The following is a 15,696-nucleotide window of genomic DNA, read 5'->3' as shown; positions in this document are numbered from 1 at the left end:
GGGGTGCTTACCGCACCCTGCTCCCTTTATTCGTGTCGGCACCGTAACGATGCAGGTCTCGGCGGGGTCTTCACCCCGCCCGACTTTCGTATCCGGGACTGGTCCTGGAATAGTTCCTCACGATGTTCAGCATCCCTAGGCCCCCTGTGATGGGGGCAACACGGGGGACAACTAGTGGGGCGCGGAGTGCCGGAACTCGTACTGGAATTGAATGGAAGGACCTGGACGCTCGATCCGTCCAGGTCGTGCACCCTCGGGCGCGATCCGCAGGGCGACCTGACGATCGACGACGCCAGGGTGTCGTGGCGGCATGCCACGATCAGCTGGGGGGGCCGGAGTTGGTTCATCGAGGACCACGGCAGCACCAACGGCACCTATGTGCAGGGCAGCCGGATCCAGCAGCTGGAGATCGGCCCCGGCTCCGTCGTGCATCTGGGCAATGCCACTGACGGCCCGCGGCTGAATTTCACCGCCGCGGCGGGCGCCGATGTGTACAGCGGTCAGGGCGCGGGTGCCCAGCAGGCCCCCGCCCAGCCGCCCCAGCAGGGTGGCGCCGGCTGGCCCGGCCAGCAGGCACCCGCTCCGCAACAGCCGCAACAGGGCTGGCAGCACCAGGCCCCCCAGGGCCCGCCGCAGCAGCAGCCCGTACAGCCCCAGGTCCCGCAGCAGCAGGGCATGGCGAAGATGCCCGGCGCGGGCGGTCCCGGCGGTGCCGCGGGGGCTCCGCCGGTGTACGGCGACCGCAGCCCGACCACGTTCCACCAGCTGGACCTCGGCCGCGTCATGCGCATCGGTCGTGCGCTGGAGAACGAACTGGTCGTCTCCGACCTCCAGGTCTCGCGCCACCACGCCGAATTCCACGCGACCCCCGACGGCCGCTTCGAGATCCGTGACCTCGGTTCGCACAACGGCACGTACGTCAACGGTCAGCCGCTCTCCAAGTCCGGCTCCGCGCTCATCGGCCCCAACGACATCGTCGGCGTCGGTCACTCGACCTTCCGCCTGGTCGGCGACCGGCTCGAAGAGTTCGTCGACACCGGTGAGGTCTCCTTCTCCGCCCGCCACCTCACGGTGACGGTCGACGGCGGGAAGCAGATCCTCAAGGACGTCTCCTTCGGCGTCCCGGAGAAGTCGCTCGTCGCGGTCATCGGCCCGTCCGGCTCCGGAAAGTCCACCCTGCTCAAGGCGCTCACCGGCTACCGGCCCGCCAACCAGGGCGACGTCCTCTACGACAACCGGAACCTGTACAAGCAGTTCGCCGAGCTGCGCCAGCGCATCGGTCTGGTCCCGCAGGACGACATCCTGCACAAGGAACTCACCGTCACCAAGGCCCTCAAGTACGCGGCCAAGCTCCGCTTCCCCGCGGACACCACCGAGGCCGAGCGCCAGGCCCGGATCGTCGAAGTCCTCGCCGAGCTCAAGCTCGACATCCACAAGGACAAGAAGGTCACCTCGCTCTCCGGCGGTCAGCGCAAGCGCGTCTCCGTCGCCCTGGAGCTGCTCACCAAGCCGTCGCTGATCTTCCTGGACGAGCCGACCTCCGGCCTCGACCCGGGCATGGACCGCGATGTCATGCAGCTGCTGCGCGGCCTGGCCGACGACGGCCGCACCGTCCTGGTCGTCACGCACTCCGTCGCCGAGCTGGCGATCTGCGACAAGCTGCTCGTCATGGCGCCGGGCGGTTCCGTCGCCTACTTCGGCCCGCCGGAGGAAGCGCTCAACTTCTTCGGCTACACCACCTGGGCCGACGTTTTCTCCGCGTTCGAGAACTACCGCGACTACGACTGGGCGGGCCGCTGGCGCGGTTCGCAGCACTACCAGATGTACGCCGCGGACATCGACGCCGTCGCCGCGCAGTCCGTACACATGCCGCCCCCGCAGCAGATGCGCCCGCCGAAGCCGCAGAGCTGGTCGGCCCAGCTGTGGACGCTGATGCGCCGCTACATCTCGGTGATCGCGTCCGACAAGGGCTTCATGGGCCTGATGGTGATCCTGCCCGCCGTGCTCGGCGTGGTCAGTGTCGTCATCCCGGCCGACTTCGGCCTGGCCCCGCCGAAGCCGCCGTCCCGGTTCAACGGAGCCGCCGGAACGATCATGCTGATCCTCGCGGTCGGCATGTGCTTCTCCGGTGCGGCCAACTCCGTACGAGAACTGATCAAGGAACGCGTCATCTACGAACGGGAACGGGCCACCGGTCTGTCCCGCTCCGCCTATCTGATGTCCAAGGTGATCGTCCTCGGCGTGATCACCGCCTTCCAGGGCGTCATCATCTGCGGCATCGGTTTCGCCACCCGCGAGCTGCCCGAAGAGGGCCTGATCATGCCGCCGGCCGTCGAGCTCTGCCTGACGATCATCGCGCTCGGCTTCACCTCGATGATGTTCGGCCTGGTGATCTCCTCGCTGGTGAAGACCGCCGAGAAGACCATGCCGCTGCTGGTCATGTTCGCGATCGTCCAGGTCGTCTTCACCGGCATCCTCTTCCAGGTGTTCGGCTCGCCCGGCCTGGAGCAGTTCGCCTGGCTGATGCCGTCCCGCTGGGCCATCGCCGGCGCGGGCACGACGCTCGACCTCTCGCACCTCATGGCGCCGTGGGACCCGAAGAACCCGACCGATCTGGACCCGCTGTGGGAGCACTCGGCCGGCCAGTGGGGGATCAACATCTCGGTACTCCTGCTGCTCGGCATCATCTGCGGCGTCGTGGTCGCGCGACTGCTGCGCCGCCACGAGCCGGAGGTCATGCGCAAGTAGGCGCGGGCACCGGCACCGGAATCGAATGCCGAAGGGCGGCACCCCACGCGGGGGTGCCGCCCTTCGGCGTACGCAGACGCTGCCCGGCGATGCGCGGTGCCGGTCAGTACGCGCCGTTGACGTTGTCGATCGAGCCGTACTTGTCGGCCGCGTAGTTGGCCGCGGCCGTGATGTTGGCGACCGGGTCGTAGATGTTCGACGAGGTGCCGGGCACGTGGTACGCGTTGAACGTCGGCTGGATGACCTGGAGCAGGCCGCAGGACGGGGTGCCGTTCTGGGCGTTGATGTCCCAGCCGTTGACCGCGTTCGGGTTACCGGTCGACTCGCGCATGATGTTGCGGTGCAGGCCGTCGTACGAACCGGGGATGCCGTTGGCCCGCATGATGTCCAGGGCCTGGTTGATCCAGCCGTTCAGGTTGTTGGCGTAGACCGGGGTACGGGCCTCGGAGCGGCTGGCGGCCTGCGTCTCGGTGCGCTCGGAGGCGACGGCCTTCGCCTTCACCTTGGCGGCGGCCCGGGCCTTCGCCTCGGCCTCGGCCTTGGCCTTGGCGGCCTGGGCCTTGGCCTTCGCGGCGGCGGCCTTCTTGGCCCTGGCGAGGTCGGCTGCCTTCACCAGCTTCTCGGCGGTGGAGTGCTGCTCGATGATGCTGGCCTGCACGGCCTTGGCCTGCGGAGTACCGGCAGCCGACGCGAGGACCACGGGGGCGGCGGACACGGGGGTCGCGGCCTCGGGCTTGGGGTCTGCGTTGGCGGGGACGAGCGAGAACGAGAGCGCGGCGACGGCCATGGCGGAGATGCCCGCGACGGAGAGCTTCTGGGTCTTGTTCAGGCGACGACGACGGCCGGGGATGCTGGACACGGACATGCAGACATACCTCTTCGAATCGCGGGAGTCCTCACGGAGGACGAAGACGGGAAGCGGCGTTTTCGCATCTCCGTCGGGGACGAGTGCAATTCTTAGCGCCAGCAAAATCCGGTGGCAAAGGTGTGACGTACGAACCCAGGTAGTGGACCGGGTCCCCGCTCGAACGTGTGGGGCCGCGCTCATAACCACTGATGCGGCGCTTATGTGTCCACTAGCGGTCTTCGTAAGTGACGTGGGTCCTATGTGCGGCCTCACATCGGGTGCGTAACAACTTCACCAACCGTTGCTCAAGCAATTCGGAGTGTGAGATTCCGTCTCTGGGGCGGGCGCCCGGCGCGATCGCCACTCCTCTGTATCGGCCGCTCCCGTGCAGGGGCCGCTCCTCATGCATGGGCGGACGGACCTAGGGTCTTTCGTTTGGATCCGGCGTGATCCAAACGAGAGGACCTAGTCCCTGCGCCCTAATCCGCAGCCGTCCACAGGCCGATACGGCGTCCGAACCCCGCCGGTACGGTGAGGCCATGAGCCATCGCCCACCGTCGGGTCTCGCAGCTGTGAGCGCCGCGCTGCTCGCCATGAGCCGGCATCTCGAAGTGCGCGACGTCCTGAAGACGATCGTCGCCTCGGCCCGCGAACTGCTGGACGCCGAGTACGCCGCCCTGGGCGTCCCCGACGACCACGGCGGCTTCGCCCAGTTCGTCGTCGACGGAGTCAGCGACGAGCAGTGGAAGGCCATCGGCCCGCTGCCCAGACAGCACGGCATCCTCGCCTCGATGCTCCACGAGGCGAAGCCCGAGCGCCTCGCCGATGTCCGCAAGGACCCCCGCTTCGAGGGCTGGCCCTCCGCCCACCCCGACATGTCCGACTTCCTCGGCCTGCCCATCAGGGACGGCGAGGAGATCATCGGCGCGCTCTTCCTCGCCAACAAGCGCTGCCCCAAACCCGAGGGCAGCTGCGGCTTCACCGCCGAGGACGAGGAACTGCTGGCCATCCTCGCCCAGCACGCGGCGATCGCCCTCACCAACGCCCGGCTCTACGAACGCAGCCGGGAGCTCACCATCGCCGAGGAGCGCTCCCGGCTCGCCCACGAGCTGCACGACGCGGTGAGCCAGAAGCTCTTCTCACTGAGGCTGACGGCCCAGGCAGCCACCGCGCTGGTGGACCGCGACCCGGCCCGCGCCAAGGGCGAGCTCCAGCAGGTCGCCGCGCTCGCCGCGGAAGCCGTGGACGAACTGCGCGCCGCCGTCGTCGAGCTGCGCCCCGCCGCGCTCGACGAGGACGGTCTCGTCGCCACGCTCCGTACCCAGATCCAGGTCCTGGACCGGGCCCACACGGCCCGGGTCACCTTCGAGAGCCTGGGCATACGGGCCCTGCCCGCCGCCCAGGAGGAAGCGCTGCTGAGGGTCTCCCAGGAAGCCCTGCACAACGCGCTGCGCCACTCCGGGGCGGAGCACGTCGACGTCACGCTGGCCCGGCAAGGCAGCGGCACGCTGCTGCGGATCGCCGACGACGGCAACGGCTTCGAACCCACGGCGACCCGGCAGGCGGGCCGGCATCTGGGCCTGGTGTCGATGCGGGACCGCGCGAACGGCGTCGGCGGAAGGCTCACCGTTGAATCGGAGCCCGGCAAGGGCACCACGATCGAGATGGAGGTACCCGGTGGCTGACAAGATCATCAGGGTGCTGCTGGTCGACGACCACCAGGTGGTCCGCCGCGGTCTGCGCACGTTCCTGGAGATCCAGGACGACATAGAAGTGGTCGGCGAGGCGGCCGACGGCGCCGAGGGGGTGGCCAGGACCGAGGAGCTCCGCCCCGATGTCGTCCTGATGGACATCAAGATGCCCGGCACCGACGGCATCGAGGCGCTGCGCAGGCTGCGCGAGCTGGAGAACCCGGCCAAGGTCCTCATCGTCACCAGCTTCACCGAGCAGCGCACCGTGGTCCCCGCCCTGCGCGCCGGAGCCTCCGGCTATGTGTACAAGGACGTCGACCCGGACGCCCTGGCCGGTGCCATCCGCTCGGTGTACGCGGGCCACGTCCTGCTCCAGCCGGAGGTGGCGGGAGCCCTGCTCGCCCAGGAGGACTCGGGCAGCGGCACGGGCCGGGGGAGCACGCTCACCGAACGGGAACGGGAGGTGCTGGGCCTGATCGCCGACGGCCGCTCCAACCGCGAGATCGCGCGAGCCCTGGTCCTCTCCGAGAAGACCGTCAAGACACACGTCTCGAACATCCTGATGAAGCTGGATCTCTCGGACCGGACCCAGGCGGCCCTCTGGGCCGTCCGGCACGGGGCGGCGGGCTGACCGGGGGCGAAGCGGACCGTCTCCCTCCGGACTGAGATTCATACTGTCGGGTGTATGTCACCCGGATGGCGCAACCTGTTCGGCGGCGAGGCGTTCTCCAGGGTGCTGCGGCCGCTGGCCGCAGTCACGCTAGGAGGATCAAGAAGTGAAGAACCTGAAGAAGGCCGCTGCCGTCACCATGATCGCCGGTGGAATCATCGCCGCCGGCGCGGGCGCGGCCTCCGCCACCGGACACGGCGCGGGTGCCGACGGTGTCGCGGCCCACTCCCCGGGCGTGGTCAGCGGCAACGTCGTCCAGGTCCCGGTGGACGTCCCGGTGAACGTGGTCGGCAACACGATCAACGTGGTCGGCCTGCTCAACCCGGCCTTCGGCAACCTCGGCCTGAACGGCTGACCGACCCCATGGCCGGCTGACCGATTCCACGGTCATACGTCGCCGACTCCACGTTCACACCTCGCCGGACGGGTGCATCGAGCCCGTCCGGCGACACCCGCGGCCCACCCGGCCAAGGCCTACCGCTCCCGCTCGCGCTCCTCCACATACGCGTTGTACGCGGCAACCTGCGCCCGCCGGGCCACCCGCTCCACCGGCCGCAGCGCCTCGCCCCGGGCCGCGATCTCCGAAGCGCTCACCGCCCCGCCGTGCCCGTTCTCGTACGCCACCGAGATCAGCAGCCCCACCCGCTGTGCCAGCTCCAGCACCCGCATCGCCCGCGGCGGGTACCCCGGAGCCAGCACCTCGCGCCCCCGCTCCGCCCGCGCCCGGTACGCGTCCACCGCTGCCTCGGCCACCGGCCCCGAACCGGCCACGTCCATCCGCGCCAGCACCGCCGTCGCGTCCCGCAACGCCTCGGCGAGCTCCCGCTCCGCCTCGCTCAGCGACGGCACATCGGCCGGCGGCGCCTCCCGTACAGGCAGACAACGCCACACCACCTCGACGTGCAGATCCCCGTCCGGCCCCGCCTCACGCACCTCGGGGACCAGTCCGTACGGCGCACCGAAGGCCACCACCGCCTCCTCGGCCTCCAACGCCCGCGCGTTGAAGTCCGGCGGGCCGCTCAGCCCCAGCGGATGCCCGGGTGCCGGCAACGCCACCCGGAAACCCGTCACCCCCAGACCCCGCAACCGCCCGAGCGCCAGCGTGAGCCCGACCGGCCCCGCCTCGCCCGGCAGTCCCTCGACGCGGTGCACCGCGTCCTCCCCGACAATGGCGAGCGCCGCCTCGTCCGGCGACACCAGTCCCGCCAGAAGCGCGTTTCCCCAAGCGGCCAACAGCCCTGAGCGTGGTTCCGAAAGCATGGGAACAGCCTAGGGAACGGGCCCGGGGCCTGTCGCCACACGGGCCCAGCGCCGGGAGCACTCGCGCGGTGGCGTAGATTTCCCTGGGAGCTGTGCCCACAGGCACCGACGATCTCGACACTGCATGGGGAGACAACGCGCCATGAGCGATGTACTGGAGCTGGTGGACGTATCCGTGGTCCGCGACGGACGCGCTCTGGTGGACGACGTCTCCTGGTCGGTCAAGGAGGGGGAGCGCTGGGTCATCCTCGGCCCGAACGGCGCCGGCAAGACCACCCTCCTCAACATCGCCTCCAGCTACCTCTTCCCGAGCACCGGCACCGCCAAGATCCTCGGCGAGCAGCTCGGCGGCGTCGGCACCGATGTCTTCGAGCTCCGTCCCCGCATCGGCATCGCGGGCATCGCCATGGCCGAGAAGCTGCCCAGGCGCCAGACCGTGCTGCAGACGGTACTCACCGCCGCGTACGGCATGACCGCCACCTGGCACGAGAACTACGAGGCCGTCGACGAGGAGCGCGCCCGCGCCTTCCTCGACCGGCTCGGGATGACCGAGTACCTCGACCGCAAGTTCGGCACCCTGTCCGAGGGCGAGCGCAAGCGCACCCTGATCGCCCGCGCCATGATGACCGACCCCGAACTGCTGCTCCTCGACGAGCCGGCGGCGGGACTCGACCTCGGCGGCCGCGAGGACCTGGTCCGCCGCCTCGGCCGACTGGCCCGCGACCCGTACGCCCCCTCCATGATCATGGTCACCCACCATGTCGAGGAGATCGCCCCCGGGTTCACCCACGTCCTGATGATCCGCCAGGGCAAGGTGCTCGCCGCAGGCCCCATGGAGACCGAACTCAGCTCCCGCAACCTCTCTCTCTGCTTCGGACTGCCGCTCATCGTCGAGCACACCGGCGACCGCTACACGGCCCACGGACTCCCGCTCTCGTAGGCACGGCCGGCGACAACCTCCGGGCCCGGAGCGCCGGGCGGGCGCAGTGGCCCGCTTGCGCCCTGTCCGCGAGGGCGTTCGCGGTTCTACCATGACCACGTGGACATCGACGCGTGGGTGTGGTGGCTGATCGGCGCGGTGGGACTGGGCATCCCACTCGTCATGACTGCGATGCCCGAGTTCGGCATGTTCGCCGTCGGAGCGGTCGCCGCGGCAGTCGTCGCGGCACTCGGCGGCGGCATCGTGGCCCAGGTGCTGGTATTCGTCGTGGTCTCCGTGGCGCTCATCGCCGTGGTCCGCCCGATCGCCGCCAGACACCGCACCGACCGACCCCAACTCGCCACCGGCATCGATGCGCTGAAGGGCCGTCAGGCCGTCGTCCTGGAACGGGTCGACGGCAGCGGCGGCCGGATCAAACTGGCCGGGGAGATCTGGTCCGCCCGCGCACTCGACGAGGGCCAGAGCTTCGATCCCGGCCAACAGGTCGATGTCGTCGACATCGACGGAGCTACGGCAGTCGTCATGTGACCGAACCACCCACAAGGCAGAGCGCGTTCTGTCAGACTCGATGTCGATCATCATGAGATCGGGGCCGGTACAACATCCGGCTCCTCCCGCGATCTCGATCTCGACCTCGATCATCGCGATCCGTCGGCAACCGAAGGGCAACGAGGAACACGATGCAACCGATCATCATCGTTCTGATCATTCTGGTGGTGCTCGTCTTCATCGCCCTGATCAAGACGATCCAGGTCATTCCGCAGGCCAGCGCCGCCATCGTGGAGCGCTTCGGCCGCTACACCCGCACGCTCAACGCAGGCCTGAACATCGTCGTTCCATTCATCGACTCCATCCGAAACCGCATCGACCTCCGTGAACAGGTCGTGCCGTTCCCGCCCCAGCCGGTGATCACCCAGGACAACCTGGTCGTCAACATCGACACCGTCATCTACTACCAGGTGACCGACGCACGGGCCGCGACCTACGAAGTCGCAAGCTACATTCAGGCGATCGAGCAGCTCACCGTCACCACCCTCCGCAACATCATCGGTGGCATGGACCTGGAGCGGACCCTGACCTCCCGCGAGGAGATCAACGCGGCCCTGCGCGGAGTCCTCGACGAGGCCACCGGCAAGTGGGGCATCCGCGTCAACCGCGTCGAGCTCAAGGCGATCGAGCCGCCCACCTCCATCCAGGACTCGATGGAGAAGCAGATGCGCGCCGACCGTGACAAGCGCGCCGCGATCCTCCAGGCCGAAGGAACACGCCAGTCCGCGATCCTCACCGCGGAGGGCGAGAAGCAGTCCGCGATCCTGCGCGCCGAGGGTGAGGCCAAGGCATCGGCCCTGCGCGCCGAGGGCGAGGCCCAGGCGATCCGTACGGTCTTCGAGTCCATCCACGCCGGAGACCCGGACCAGAAGCTCCTCTCGTACCAGTACCTCCAGATGCTCCCGAAGATCGCCGAAGGCGACGCCAACAAGCTCTGGATCGTGCCCAGCGAGATCGGCGACGCCCTCAAGGGCCTCAGCGGCGCCTTCGGCAACCTCGGCAACGGCGCCCCCGGGTTCGACACGGGCAAGGAACGCCGGGAGCAACCCCCGGTCGACTGACGCGTACACGCCCCGTGCATGATCGGTGCACCAAGCACCGATCACGCACGGGGGATTCGCCATGAACATCTGGGAGATGCTCGCCGTCTTCGTCGCGGGCATCAGCGCCGGCACGATCAACACGATCGTCGGCTCGGGAACGCTGATCACCTTCCCCGTGCTGCTCGCCACCGGTCTGCCACCGGTCACGGCCACCGTCTCCAACGCCCTCGGCCTGATCCCCGGTTCCGTCAGCGGCGCCATCGGCTACCGCAAGGAACTCGAAGGACAGGGCCGCCGCGTACTCAGGCTCGCCGTAGGCGCCCTCATCGGCGGCCTCACCGGCGCCACCCTCCTGCTGGCCCTGCCCTCCACGGCCTTCGAGACCATCGTGCCGATCCTGGTGACCCTGGCCCTCGTCCTGGTCATCCTGCAACCACGCATCAGCAAAGCGGTCCAGCGCCGACGCGAACACAGCGGCACCCACACCCACCCCGACGGCGGACTGCTCCTGTTCGTCGGACTGATGCTCGCCAGCGTCTACGGCGGCTACTTCACCGCCGCCCAGGGGATCATCTACCTCTCCCTGATGGGCATGCTGCTCGACGACACCATGCAGCGCCTCAACGCCGTCAAGAACGTCCTGGCCGCCGTCGTCAACAGCATCGCCGCGCTCTTCTTCCTCTTCGTCGCGGACTTCGACTGGACGGCCGTCGTACTGATCGCGGTCGGCTCCGCGCTGGGCGGCCAGATCGGCGCCAAGATCGGCCGCCGCCTCAGCCCCACGGTCCTGCGCGTCCTTATCGTCGCGGTCGGCACGGTCGCCATCGTCCAGCTGCTGCTCCGCTGACACACGGAAGCCCGCCTCCCCCGGAGACGGGCTTCCACCACGACGAAATGCGTACGCCGATTACGCCGCGGCGCGGTCCAGCCACTCCGGCAGTTCCGACCGCTCACCGGCGCCCAGCGCCAGCAGCATCGCCTGCGCCGGAGACGGGACGAACGGCTGACGCAGCAGCGGCATCCCCGCCTGCTCCGGCGTCCGGGCAGCCTTGCGGTGATTGTCCTCGGCACAGGACGCCACCGTGTTCAGCCAGGTGTCCTGACCCCCCTGGGCACGCGGTACGACATGGTCGACGGTGCTCGCCCGCCGCCCGCAGTACGCGCACCGGTGCTGGTCCCGTATCAGCACACCCCTCCGGGACCACGGGGCATGTCTTCGGAACGGCACCCGTACGTACCGGCAGAGCCTGATCACCCGGGGCACCGGAATGTCCACGGCGGCGCCACGCATGCGGAGATCGGGATGCGACTGCTCGACGACGGCCTTGTCCTGCAGAATCAGCACCACCGCACGGTTCAGTGTCACCGTCGACAGCGGCTCGAAGCTCGCGTTCAGTACCAGCGTGTCCCGCATCTCGCCCACCTCCCGTGTGCCGCCCGCCCCCTGGCAGGCCCGGATCAACTCTGGCTGGGCAGGCCGTGATGGACAACGCAATAAAAAATGCCCTGCCCTGATCTCTCCAAGACCAGGGCAGGGCAAACAGCAGGGGAACTCTGGGCTCACCCGGTACTAGGCGGGACCGGTGTACTCACCGATCAGCTGAGCACGGCCCAGCGTGTGGAACCGAAGATTGAACCCGACGACCGCGGGCGACGCGTCGCTGTCGACGCCCAGCTTCTCGGTGTCCACCGCGTACACGGTGAACACGTAGCGGTGGTTCTCCCCGGCCGGCGGGGCGGCACCGCCGAACTTCTTCGACCCGTAGTCGTTACGGACCTGCACGGCACCGGCGGGCAGTCCTTCGAACTTCCCGCTGCCCGCACCGGCCGGCAGCTCCGTGACCGACGCCGGGATGTCGAAGAGCACCCAGTGCCAGAATCCGCTGCCCGTAGGAGCATCGGGGTCGAAGCAGGTCACGGCGAAACTCTTGGTCCGCGCCGGGAAACCCTCCCACCGCAGCTGCGGCGAGGTGTTCCCGGCCGCGAACACCTGAGCGTCCGCCAGCACGGCGCCGGGAGCGAGATCCTCGCTCACCACCGTGAACGACGGCACCTCCGGATGGAAGTCGTGCGGCAGCGGCGCCCTCTTCGGCTCGGTCACGTCAGCACCTCTCCTGATCGCTCTACTGCTGTCAGCAGGTCTCCCACCGACCCTAGAGCCAGTTGCGCTGACTGCCGACCTGCGCCAGCCACTGATTGAGGTACGCCGCCCAGTCGGTCCCCTGGAAGTCGTTAAGCCCGACCTTGAACGCGCGGTACGAGTCGCTGCCCTCGCTGAAGAGCCCCGGCTTCTTGTCCATCTCGAGGACGACATCCATCTCACGATCGTCCGCGACGAACGTCAGCTCCACCTGGTTCAGTCCGCGGTACTGCTGCGGCGGGAAGAACTCGATCTCCTGGTAGAAGGGCAGCCGCTGACGCGTACCGCGAATGTGACCGCGCTCCATGTCCGCACTGCGGAAGCCGAACCCGAGCTGCCCGAAGGCGTCGAGGATGGCCTGCTGCGCCGGCAGCGGGTGCACATTGATCGGGTCCAGGTCGCCCGAGTCCAGCGCCCGCGCGATCTCCAGCTCCGTGGTCACGCCGATGTTCATGCCGTGCAGATGCTGACCGGCGAACATCGTGATCGGCGTCTCCCACGGGATCTCGAGCCCGAAGGGTACGACGTGCACGGCACCGGCCCGCACCTCGAACGCGCCACCGAGCCGCAGCTTGGTGAACTCGATGTCCTGCTTGGTCTCCGTGTCCTGGCCCTCGACCTCGACCCGGGCCTGCAGACCCACGGAGAGTCCCTCGATCTGCTGATCCACGGAACCGCCCTGGATCCGCACCTCGCCCTGGACGACCCCGCCGGGTACGACGTTGAGCTCGGAAAGCTCGGTCTCCACCGAAGCGCCACCGGCACCCATGCTCGCGAGCAGCCGCTTGAAGCCCATGTTTACTCCTCCTTGGTCCTGACCCCTACATACGCGCCACGACCGTAATCGGTTCCCGGTAACCTCGACCGCCATGATCGAGGGCTTGGACCGTACGCCGCTGACTCGCGCCTTCTTCGACCGCCCCGTACTGGACGTGGCACCCGACCTCCTGGGCCGGACCCTGGTACGCGCCACACCGGACGGACCCATCGAGCTCCGGCTCACCGAGGTGGAGGCGTACGCCGGCGAGATCGACCCGGGATCGCATGCCTTCAGAGGCCGCACCGCACGCAACAGCGTCATGTTCGGACCGCCCGGCCACGCGTACGTCTACTTCACCTACGGCATGTGGCACTGCCTCAACCTGGTGTGCGGCCCCGAGGGCAGGGCGAGCGGGGTCCTGCTCCGCGCGGGCGACATCCAGGTCGGCGCCGAACTCACCCGCGAACGTCGAAACTCGGCCCACAACGACAAGGAACTGGCCAAAGGCCCGGCCCGCCTGGCCACCGCTCTCGATGTCGACCGAACACTGAACGGCACCGACGCCATCGCCCACCCCGGCGCCTCGCTGTCCGTACTGCACGGCACCCCGCCACCGCGTGACCAGGTACGCAACGGCCCACGCACCGGAGTGGGCGGCGACGGAGCCGCGCATCCCTGGCGTTTCTGGATCGACGGGGACCCCACGGTGAGCCCCTACAGAGCCCACGTGCCACGCCGCCGCGCAATTTGACTCGCCCTTGAGGGGCCGCCTAATGTAGTCCGAGCCGCTTGAAACGGGTACTGCTGTCGGAACGGTCCATCGGACCGCATCCGAACATCCCGGAGCGGCCAACCACTACCTACGAATCACCCTGGCGGGTGCGAATTCGGCATGCCGTAATTCAATCCCTCCGACTCGATTATGAGTCGCCAAGGAAATCGGCTAATGTAGTGGACACGCCGAAAGGCAAGGCCAATCCAAAGGTCACCGGAATTCAAATTCGGACCGGAAACGGAACGAAAAAGAGTCTGGTAAGGTTGGAGCCGCCGGAAAGGGAAACGCGAAAGCGAAGAACTGGAAAGCGAAGCAGGGCCCGCTTCGACCGGGAATCGGACACGAAAGAGTCTGATAGAGTCGGAAACGCAAGACCGAAGGGAAAAGCCCGGAGGAAAGCCCGAGAGGGTGAGTACAAAGGAAGCGTCCGTTCCTTGAGAACTCAACAGCGTGCCAAAAGTCAACGCCAGATATGTTGATACCCCGGCCTGCTTCGGCAGGTTGGAGGTTCCTTTGAAAGTCCTACGGGGTCACTGACCCGGTAGGCAATTTACACAGCGAGGACGCTGTGAACGACCGGTCTTATTCCGTCCGGTCGTTCCGCTCTCGTGTTGTGTTGTCCCGATCACGGGAAAACATTCACGGAGAGTTTGATCCTGGCTCAGGACGAACGCTGGCGGCGTGCTTAACACATGCAAGTCGAACGATGAAGCCCTTCGGGGTGGATTAGTGGCGAACGGGTGAGTAACACGTGGGCAATCTGCCCTTCACTCTGGGACAAGCCCTGGAAACGGGGTCTAATACCGGATAACACTCTGTCCCGCATGGGACGGGGTTGAAAGCTCCGGCGGTGAAGGATGAGCCCGCGGCCTATCAGCTTGTTGGTGGGGTGATGGCCTACCAAGGCGACGACGGGTAGCCGGCCTGAGAGGGCGACCGGCCACACTGGGACTGAGACACGGCCCAGACTCCTACGGGAGGCAGCAGTGGGGAATATTGCACAATGGGCGAAAGCCTGATGCAGCGACGCCGCGTGAGGGATGACGGCCTTCGGGTTGTAAACCTCTTTCAGCAGGGAAGAAGCGAGAGTGACGGTACCTGCAGAAGAAGCGCCGGCTAACTACGTGCCAGCAGCCGCGGTAATACGTAGGGCGCAAGCGTTGTCCGGAATTATTGGGCGTAAAGAGCTCGTAGGCGGCTTGTTGCGTCGGTTGTGAAAGCCCGGGGCTTAACCCCGGGTCTGCAGTCGATACGGGCAGGCTAGAGTGTGGTAGGGGAGATCGGAATTCCTGGTGTAGCGGTGAAATGCGCAGATATCAGGAGGAACACCGGTGGCGAAGGCGGATCTCTGGGCCATTACTGACGCTGAGGAGCGAAAGCGTGGGGAGCGAACAGGATTAGATACCCTGGTAGTCCACGCCGTAAACGTTGGGAACTAGGTGTTGGCGACATTCCACGTCGTCGGTGCCGCAGCTAACGCATTAAGTTCCCCGCCTGGGGAGTACGGCCGCAAGGCTAAAACTCAAAGGAATTGACGGGGGCCCGCACAAGCAGCGGAGCATGTGGCTTAATTCGACGCAACGCGAAGAACCTTACCAAGGCTTGACATACACCGGAAAGCATCAGAGATGGTGCCCCCCTTGTGGTCGGTGTACAGGTGGTGCATGGCTGTCGTCAGCTCGTGTCGTGAGATGTTGGGTTAAGTCCCGCAACGAGCGCAACCCTTGTTCTGTGTTGCCAGCATGCCCTTCGGGGTGATGGGGACTCACAGGAGACTGCCGGGGTCAACTCGGAGGAAGGTGGGGACGACGTCAAGTCATCATGCCCCTTATGTCTTGGGCTGCACACGTGCTACAATGGCCGGTACAATGAGCTGCGATGCCGCGAGGCGGAGCGAATCTCAAAAAGCCGGTCTCAGTTCGGATTGGGGTCTGCAACTCGACCCCATGAAGTCGGAGTTGCTAGTAATCGCAGATCAGCATTGCTGCGGTGAATACGTTCCCGGGCCTTGTACACACCGCCCGTCACGTCACGAAAGTCGGTAACACCCGAAGCCGGTGGCCCAACCCCTTGTGGGAGGGAGCTGTCGAAGGTGGGACTGGCGATTGGGACGAAGTCGTAACAAGGTAGCCGTACCGGAAGGTGCGGCTGGATCACCTCCTTTCTAAGGAGCATCTAGATTCCGCAAGGAATCCAGTGCCACTACGTCGGCAAATGTCCGACGGTGGTTGCTCATGGGTGGAACGTTGACTATTCAGTACCTGGTGGTTCAA

Annotated in this window: 14 protein-coding genes and 1 rRNA gene; 10 read left to right on the top strand and 5 right to left on the bottom strand. The window is 67.2% G+C overall.

Translation table 11 applies throughout. The features are described 5' to 3' along the window. The first annotated feature begins 174 nt into the window (after nt 1–174). Nucleotides 175–2,748 (top strand): ABC transporter ATP-binding protein/permease, encoded by a 2,574-nt coding sequence (locus tag OG978_RS09900; protein WP_326764836.1) that lies wholly within the window; start codon nt 175–177, stop codon nt 2,746–2,748. A gap of 103 nt (nt 2,749–2,851) precedes the next feature. Here OG978_RS09900 and OG978_RS09895 read toward each other — a convergent pair whose 3' ends face one another. Beyond that, nucleotides 2,852–3,613, bottom strand: coding sequence for a transglycosylase SLT domain-containing protein (locus tag OG978_RS09895; RefSeq protein ID WP_326764835.1), 762 nt, complete (start codon nt 3,611–3,613; stop codon nt 2,852–2,854). 521 nt (nt 3,614–4,134) lie between these two features. Here OG978_RS09895 and OG978_RS09890 point away from each other — a divergent pair. The 3 genes from OG978_RS09890 (at nt 4,135) to OG978_RS09880 (ending at nt 6,311) form a co-directional block, all read left to right on the top strand. Continuing rightward, nucleotides 4,135–5,280: a GAF domain-containing sensor histidine kinase gene (locus OG978_RS09890; protein ID WP_326764834.1), complete on the top strand. Its 1,146-nt coding sequence runs from the start codon at nt 4,135–4,137 to the stop codon at nt 5,278–5,280. Beyond that, a complete protein-coding gene (locus tag OG978_RS09885; RefSeq protein ID WP_124718426.1) occupies nt 5,273–5,917 on the top strand; it encodes a response regulator in 645 nt (214 codons plus the stop codon). The genes OG978_RS09890 and OG978_RS09885 overlap by 8 nt, the downstream gene beginning before the upstream one ends. 145 nt (nt 5,918–6,062) lie before the next feature. After that, nucleotides 6,063–6,311, top strand: coding sequence for a chaplin (locus OG978_RS09880; protein ID WP_326764833.1), 249 nt, complete (start codon nt 6,063–6,065; stop codon nt 6,309–6,311). 119 nt (nt 6,312–6,430) lie between these two features. On the opposite strand, the gene OG978_RS09875 is transcribed toward OG978_RS09880, so the two are convergent. Then, on the bottom strand, nt 6,431–7,216 hold the full coding sequence (locus tag OG978_RS09875; RefSeq protein WP_326764832.1) for a hypothetical protein: 786 nt from the start codon (nt 7,214–7,216) through the stop codon (nt 6,431–6,433). Nucleotides 7,217–7,358: 142 nt separating this feature from the next. On the opposite strand from OG978_RS09875, the gene OG978_RS09870 reads away from it, so the two are divergent. From OG978_RS09870 to OG978_RS09855, 4 genes are all read left to right on the top strand, one after another. Next, complete coding sequence (locus OG978_RS09870) at nt 7,359–8,156, top strand: ABC transporter ATP-binding protein (protein ID WP_326764831.1); 798 nt, start codon at nt 7,359–7,361, stop codon at nt 8,154–8,156. Between the two features lie 99 nt (nt 8,157–8,255). Continuing rightward, entirely contained in the window at nt 8,256–8,684 is a 429-nt protein-coding gene (locus OG978_RS09865) for an NfeD family protein (protein WP_189541351.1), read from the top strand. Between the two features lie 152 nt (nt 8,685–8,836). Continuing rightward, complete coding sequence (locus tag OG978_RS09860; protein WP_093895790.1) at nt 8,837–9,766, top strand: SPFH domain-containing protein; 930 nt, start codon at nt 8,837–8,839, stop codon at nt 9,764–9,766. Between the two features lie 61 nt (nt 9,767–9,827). Beyond that, nucleotides 9,828–10,595 (top strand): sulfite exporter TauE/SafE family protein, encoded by a 768-nt coding sequence (locus OG978_RS09855; RefSeq protein WP_326764830.1) that lies wholly within the window; start codon nt 9,828–9,830, stop codon nt 10,593–10,595. Between the two features lie 60 nt (nt 10,596–10,655). On the opposite strand, the gene OG978_RS09850 is transcribed toward OG978_RS09855, so the two are convergent. The 3 genes from OG978_RS09850 to OG978_RS09840 form a co-directional block, all read right to left on the bottom strand. Beyond that, nucleotides 10,656–11,162: an HNH endonuclease gene (locus tag OG978_RS09850; protein ID WP_266421215.1), complete on the bottom strand. Its 507-nt coding sequence runs from the start codon at nt 11,160–11,162 to the stop codon at nt 10,656–10,658. Nucleotides 11,163–11,318: 156 nt separating this feature from the next. Next, nucleotides 11,319–11,849, bottom strand: coding sequence for a YbhB/YbcL family Raf kinase inhibitor-like protein (locus OG978_RS09845; RefSeq protein WP_326764829.1), 531 nt, complete (start codon nt 11,847–11,849; stop codon nt 11,319–11,321). Nucleotides 11,850–11,901: 52 nt separating this feature from the next. Beyond that, complete coding sequence (locus OG978_RS09840) at nt 11,902–12,684, bottom strand: sporulation protein (protein WP_326764828.1); 783 nt, start codon at nt 12,682–12,684, stop codon at nt 11,902–11,904. 73 nt (nt 12,685–12,757) lie between these two features. Here OG978_RS09840 and OG978_RS09835 point away from each other — a divergent pair, with 73 nt between their 5' ends. Both OG978_RS09835 and OG978_RS09830 read left to right on the top strand, forming a co-directional pair. Continuing rightward, nucleotides 12,758–13,399 carry a DNA-3-methyladenine glycosylase gene (locus OG978_RS09835; protein ID WP_326764827.1) on the top strand — a complete coding sequence of 214 codons (642 nt, stop codon included), beginning with the start codon at nt 12,758–12,760 and terminating at the stop codon, nt 13,397–13,399. Between the two features lie 662 nt (nt 13,400–14,061). Continuing rightward, nucleotides 14,062–15,587 (top strand): 16S ribosomal RNA (locus OG978_RS09830). The last annotated feature ends 109 nt before the right edge of the window (nt 15,588–15,696 follow it).

Source organism: Streptomyces sp. NBC_01591 (genome assembly GCF_035918155.1).
In the GTDB taxonomy this organism is placed as follows: domain Bacteria; phylum Actinomycetota; class Actinomycetes; order Streptomycetales; family Streptomycetaceae; genus Streptomyces.
Note: the sequence above shows the minus strand (reverse complement) of the source record. Positions and strands in the feature narration are given on the sequence as shown.

What these genes read in the sequence shown, in the direction of transcription:
- OG978_RS09890 (WP_326764834.1), top strand. Translation starts at nt 4,135, where the DNA reads ATGAGCCATCGCCCACCGTCGGGTCTCGCAGCTGTGAGCGCCGCGCTG.
- OG978_RS09840 (WP_326764828.1), bottom strand. Translation starts at nt 12,684, where the DNA reads ATGGGCTTCAAGCGGCTGCTCGCGAGCATGGGTGCCGGTGGCGCTTCG.
- OG978_RS09875 (WP_326764832.1), bottom strand. Translation starts at nt 7,216, where the DNA reads ATGCTTTCGGAACCACGCTCAGGGCTGTTGGCCGCTTGGGGAAACGCG.
- OG978_RS09855 (WP_326764830.1), top strand. Translation starts at nt 9,828, where the DNA reads ATGAACATCTGGGAGATGCTCGCCGTCTTCGTCGCGGGCATCAGCGCC.
- OG978_RS09850 (WP_266421215.1), bottom strand. Translation starts at nt 11,162, where the DNA reads ATGCGGGACACGCTGGTACTGAACGCGAGCTTCGAGCCGCTGTCGACG.
- OG978_RS09860 (WP_093895790.1), top strand. Translation starts at nt 8,837, where the DNA reads ATGCAACCGATCATCATCGTTCTGATCATTCTGGTGGTGCTCGTCTTC.
- OG978_RS09895 (WP_326764835.1), bottom strand. Translation starts at nt 3,613, where the DNA reads ATGTCCGTGTCCAGCATCCCCGGCCGTCGTCGTCGCCTGAACAAGACC.
- OG978_RS09870 (WP_326764831.1), top strand. Translation starts at nt 7,359, where the DNA reads ATGAGCGATGTACTGGAGCTGGTGGACGTATCCGTGGTCCGCGACGGA.
- OG978_RS09835 (WP_326764827.1), top strand. Translation starts at nt 12,758, where the DNA reads ATGATCGAGGGCTTGGACCGTACGCCGCTGACTCGCGCCTTCTTCGAC.